This window comes from Methanospirillum sp. (genome assembly GCF_035560735.1).
Taxonomy (GTDB): domain Archaea; phylum Halobacteriota; class Methanomicrobia; order Methanomicrobiales; family Methanospirillaceae; genus Methanospirillum.
Map to the genome: position 1 here is coordinate 1 of NZ_DATMYY010000132.1, position 6,185 is coordinate 6,185.

Consider the following 6,185-nt stretch of genomic DNA (forward strand, 5'->3'; position numbering starts at 1 on the left):
CTTATTATTAACGATCGAGAATACCGATAATTGTCGCAGAAAAATCTCGATATGAGTTGAGTTGAGTGTATCTCAATCTGAAAAACCCCCACATATTAAGGCAGATTAAACCTGCCATCACGATCTTTGTACTGCTTACAATCATAACCGGAATCATATACCCTCTCTTGGTAACCGGACTAGCCATGATATTCTTTCCGTGGCAGGCTAGCGGGAGTTTATATGATCTTCATGACCATCATGCCGGATCAGCACTGATCGGACAGCCATTTACTTCAGAGAAGTATTTCTGGTCACGTCCATCTGCTACTTCACCTTCATACAATTCGAGTTTGTCATCAGGCTCAAATTATGGTCCAACTAATCCGGCCTATTTGGAAAGGATGACCTCATCAGTCCAGGATATGCAGGTCAGCTCTCTCAATGCTGCCACCCTTATTCCGGTAGATCTCGTAACATCATCAGCGAGTGGATTGGATCCTGATATCAGTATTGCATCAGCGTATTACCAGATGCAAAGAGTTGCAAAAGCACGAGGTATCGAAGCCCGGGAACTAACAGCACTTGTAAACCAGCATATTCAAGGGCCTCAGTATGGTATACTTGGTGAGAGCAGGGTCAATGTTCTCGCTTTGAACCAGGCATTGGACTCATATCAAGATTCTGGAGATCGCAGTATCAGTTCTTCATCAGATAAAATTTCAGATAAAACACCAGTCATCTTCGGCATCAGGGGAACTGACTGGATACAGTTCGCTATCTTTTTTATTCTGCTCTTTGCTCTGGTAGTTCCGGTGGGTAGATACATGGTACTGATGTATCAGGGTGAATCATCAGGAGTATTCCGACTATTCAGAAATACTGAAACCTGGGTTTTAGCCAAAGCCGGAATCAGACCTGATGATGAGATGGACTACAAGACATTTGCCATCGCCCTGATTATCTTCAATATTCTGGGTATCATAGTTGTATTCCTTCTTCAGCAGATCCAACAGTATCTCCCACTGAATCCTCTGAATCTTGGCCCTGTTGCCACGGATCTTTCCCTCAATACCGCAGTCAGCTTTGCTACCAACACCAACTGGCAGGCATATGCTGGTGAAACAACTCTCAGTTATCTGACACAGATGCTCGGCCTTACAGTGCAGAATTTTCTTTCTGCCGCTACGGGAATGGCAGTCCTCGTGGCTTTGATTTATGGATTTTCCCGGAGAGAAACAGGAACTATTGGAAATTTCTGGGTACTTCTCATAAGAAGCGTATGGATTCTGCTGCCTCTCAGTATTATCTTCTCCCTTATCCTGGTATCACAGGGAACAATTCAGAATTTCAACGCTCCAGTGGAGATTCAACTCCTTGATCCCATAACAGATAATGGATCAGTCATCACTTCGACCCAGGTTATTCCCCAGGGACCTGCAGCCTCACAGATTGCCATTAAGCTCCTTGGCACTAATGGAGGTGGATATTTTAATGCAAATTCAGCTCACCCATATGAAAATCCAACACCTCTGTCAGATCTTCTTGAAATTATCGCCCTTCTCATCATCCCGGCAGGTTTATGCTACACATTTGGAAGTATGATCGGATCGATAAAGAAGGGGATTGCACTGCTCATCGCTATGGTCATCATCTTCATCCCATTGGTTGGCCTCTGTTACTCTGCAGAACAGAGCACTAATCCATTTCTTTCTCATCTTGGTATCGATCAAACAGCAAGTGCTATTCAACCAGGTGGAAACATGGAAGGGAAAGAAGTACGCTTCGGAGTTCTTCACAGTGCCCTTTTTGCCGTTGCCACAACTGCTACCTCATGTGGTGCGGTAAACGCTATGCATGATTCATTCACCCCTCTCGGTGGTTTGGTTCCACTTATGATGATCCAATTCGGAGAGATCGTCTTTGGAGGAGTTGGATCCGGTCTTGGTGTGATGATCGTGTATGTAATCATCGCCATGTTTATCGCCGGTCTGATGGTAGGAAGGACTCCGGAATATCTGGGAAAAAAGATTGAACCACCTGAAATGACTCTTGCAGCTGTCATCATTCTCATTCCAATAGTCGCCATCCTCGTGGGAACTGCAATAGCTGTGGTGACTACTGCAGGAACTTCTTCAATCTTTAATCCAGGGGCTCATGGATTTTCAGAGATTTTGTATGCATTCTCATCGGCTGTTGGAAATAACGGGAGTGCATTTGGAGGCCTCAGTGCAAACACGTTGTTTTACAACAGTGCTCTTGCTCTTACGATGATAATAGGAAGATATCCGATGCTCATTCTCCTTCTTGCATTAGCGGGATCTTTTGTGCAGAAGAAAACAGTCCCCCCATCAGGAGGAACACTTCAGGATCATCGTCCTCTCTTTATTATCTGGCTCGTTTTTGTCATAGTCAGTATTGGAGTTCTCAGTTTCCTTCCTGCCCTGGCTCTCGGGCCGATAGCAGAATTTCTGGTACAGGGAGGGATGATGCATGTCTGAAACAGGTTACCAGAAACGAAATACATCGTCTTCCCGTGATCTCTATATAAGGGCCATACAGGAGTCGTTTATAAAACTCGATCCCCGTCTCATGGTCAAAAACACAGTCATGTTCGTTGTTGAGATCGGAAGTGCTTTAACGACGATATTCTGGCTCATGGCTGTGATGAAATTCAGTGATGAATCAGCCTTGTTTATCGGTTTGATCTCAATCTGGCTCTGGTTTACTGTTCTCTTTGCAAACTTCGCTGAAGCTCTGGCAGAAGGAAGAGGAAAAGCTCAGGCACAGGCATTACGTCAGATGAGGCAGGACACTGTTGCAAAACGTCTCCCAACTCAATATAAACTAGGGCAGACTACTCCTCCGGAAAATGAAATTATTGACGAGATATCCTCAAGCAAACTACACAAAGATGATCTGTTTTTTGTTGCAGCAGGAGATCTCATTCCTGTTGATGGTGAAATCGTCCAGGGTATTGCATCAGTAAATGAAAGTGCAATTACCGGAGAGAGTGCACCGGTAATCAGGGAAGCAGGAGGCGATAGGAGTGCAGTCACAGGTGGCACAACAATTCTTTCAGACTGGTTGATTGTCAGAGTGACAGCAAATCCTGGCGAAGGATTTCTTGACAAGATGATATCCCTGATAGAAGGAGCGAAACGCCAGAGGACACCAAATGAAATTGCTCTCAATATCCTTCTCATCAGTCTGACTGTTATATTCATCTGTGTCTGTGCAACGCTGTATGCATTCTCTCTTTACAGTGTGAGGGCTGCCGGAACCGGTACAGTAGTCAGTGCAACAATCCTGATTGCCCTGCTGGTATGTCTGGCTCCGACTACCATCGGTGGTCTTCTCAGCGCCATCGGAATTGCAGGAATGGACCGGCTCATCAGAAGAAATGTAATCACCACTTCCGGTCGGGCGATTGAAGCTGCCGGAGACGTAGATGTATTGCTTCTCGATAAAACTGGAACGATCACCCTTGGAAATCGTGAAGCGGTAGAATTCATTGCTGTAGATGGAACTGATCTATCAGACCTCGCTGAAATCGCACAACTGGCTTCTCTGGCTGATGAAACACCTGAAGGTCGGAGCATCGTAGTCCTGGTAAAAAACCAATATGGGCTTCGGGGAAGAACTGTTGGTGCTCATGACGATTCGCCTGAAATGAAATTTATACCCTTCTCAAGTCAAACACGGATGAGCGGGGTTGATATCAACGGTAATGAAATCAGGAAAGGAGCTGCCGAAGCCGTGTATGCATATATGAAAGAGAAAGGCAGTTCGGTCTCTGATGAACTTATCTCAAAGGTGGATGCGATATCACGGGCCGGGGGAACACCGCTGGTAGTGACAAAAAATGGGAAAGCACTCGGTGTCATTTATCTGAAAGATATTGTAAAAGGAGGAATCAAAGAACGGTTTGCCCAGCTTCGGCATATGGGAATCAAGACCATCATGATCACCGGGGATAACCGGCTAACGGCTGCAACAATTGCTGCCGAAGCAGGTGTCGATGATTTCCTTGCAGAAGCTACACCTGAAAGTAAACTGCACCTCATTCGTGAGTATCAGAACGGGGGACGCCTTGTTGCCATGACCGGGGACGGAACCAATGATGCTCCGGCTCTTGCACAGGCAGATGTGGCAGTTGCAATGAATACCGGCACTCAGCCAGCACGGGAAGCTGCCAATATGGTTGACCTTGACAGTAACCCGACAAAACTAATCGAGATTGTGGAGATTGGAAAACAACTCCTCATGACCCGGGGTTCTCTGACAACCTTCAGCATTGCAAATGATATCGCGAAATATTTTGCCATAATCCCTGCTGCATTTGTGGGAACGTATCCTGCACTTGCCGCTCTCAATATTATGGATCTCCATCAGGCAATTCTCTCGGCTGTAATATTTAATGCCCTCATCATCGTTGCTCTGATACCCCTGGCTCTTCGGGGAGTTACCTACAAACCACTTTCAGCTGATGAGGCACTCCGAAATAATATCCTCATCTATGGACTCGGCGGAGTAATCGCTCCGTTTATCGGAATAAAAATAATAGATCTCATTCTGGTTCTGACAGGCATGGGATAACACAATGGATGATGGCAGACCTGATCCTGATCTCCTTCTCTCCCAAATTCAAAAAGAAGAAAAAAGGGAAACAACCGGAAAATTAAAAATTTTTCTCGGTTATGCTGCAGGAGTAGGAAAGACCTATGGTATGCTCAAAGCAGCACATGACCGCCTTGCTGAGGGTATAGATGTCAGAATCGGGTATGTTGAGACGCATGGGAGATCAGAGACTGATGCTTTAATGGATGGGCTTCCCATCATTGCCAGGGTAGAAGTTCAATACAAATCAACTACCCTGTACGAGATGGATACAGATGCTATTCTAGCATTACATCCCGATCTTGTTCTGGTTGACGAACTGGCCCACACCAATCCTCCAACATTCAGACATACAAAACGATACCAGGATGTCGAAGAACTCCTTGCAGCTGGAATTGATGTTTATACCACTCTTAATATTCAACATGTTGAGAGTTTACGAGATGTTGTTGCCAAAATAACCTCAATCATTGTTCATGAAACTGTTCCTGACAGAATAATAGATCTTGCTGATGAGATAGAACTGATGGACATTCCACCAGCTGAACTGCAGTCAAGGCTTGCAGAAGGTAAGGTCTATGTCCCTGATATGGCTTCTCGTGCAATAGATCAGTTCTTTAATGAAGGAAATCTCTTTGCACTTCGTGAGCTCTCCCTTCGCAAGACTGCAGACCGTGTTGATAACCAGATGTTAGAGTACATGCAGACCCGGTCTATTCCTGGGCCGTGGGCAACTTCAGAGCATCTTCTCGTATCAATCGGGCCTAGTCCCCTCTCAGAAAAACTAGTCAGAACCACAAAACGACAGGCAGATCGACTTAACACAGACTGGAGAGCAGTATATGTTGAAACACCGATGCATCATCGTCTGTCAGATAAGTCCAGAGAACAGATCTGGAAGACTATTAAACTTGCAGAAAGTCTCGGCGGAAAGACAGAAACAATATTTGGACTAAATATTCCCGACACCCTGATTGAGTATGCAAAAAAGAACAATATTACACGGATAGTCATCGGAAAAACCCTCAGAACAAGATGGAAAGAACTTTTATTCGGATCTATCGTGGATCAGATGATCCACAAAAGCGGAGATATCGATGTATATGTAATCAGCAGTGGCGATAAGATCAAAGAAAGCATCTCATACTCTGATGAATCTATCCTTCCAGTAACTCTACCGGGAAAATATCTTGAAAGTCTGGTTCTTGTGAGTATCGTAACCATTTGCGGAGAACTTCTAAAAAATTATATCTCACAGACAAACCTCATCATGTTTTACCTGATGGTTGTTGTTATTGCAGCATTCAGACGGGGGCTTAATCTCGCAATCTTTACATCAATCATCGGCGTTCTGATGTTTGATTTTTTCCTGGTTCCACCATATTATACCTTCAGGGTCTCTGACACCCAGTATCTTATCACCTTCTTTGGGATGATCCTGGTCGGTATAGTGGTTAGTATTCTTATTTCAAAGGCTCAGGATTATGCAAAATCAGCACATCACAGGGAGGAAGAGAATGCTGCATTATATAGGCTTGCAAAAACCCTGGCTGGTGCATCTGATATTAAATCTGTTATATCTGCTG

3 protein-coding genes are annotated in these 6,185 nt (G+C 44.8%); all 3 read left to right on the forward strand.

Annotation, left to right across the window (positions count from 1 at the left end):
- Positions 1-65 precede the first annotated feature (65 nt).
- Positions 66-2,480 carry a potassium-transporting ATPase subunit KdpA gene (kdpA, locus tag VN429_RS04075; protein WP_325630070.1) on the forward strand — a complete coding sequence of 805 codons (2,415 nt, stop codon included), beginning with the start codon at positions 66-68 and terminating at the stop codon, positions 2,478-2,480.
- Complete coding sequence (gene kdpB, locus VN429_RS04080; RefSeq protein ID WP_325630072.1) at positions 2,473-4,578, forward strand: potassium-transporting ATPase subunit KdpB; 2,106 nt, start codon at positions 2,473-2,475, stop codon at positions 4,576-4,578. The genes kdpA and kdpB overlap by 8 nt, the downstream gene beginning before the upstream one ends.
- Positions 4,579-4,582: 4 nt before the next feature.
- Positions 4,583-6,185 (forward strand): DUF4118 domain-containing protein (locus tag VN429_RS04085; RefSeq protein ID WP_325630074.1); only part of this gene is annotated, 1,603 nt, incomplete at its 3' end.

What these genes read in the sequence shown, in the direction of transcription:
- kdpB (WP_325630072.1), top strand. Translation starts at nt 2,473, where the DNA reads ATGTCTGAAACAGGTTACCAGAAACGAAATACATCGTCTTCCCGTGAT.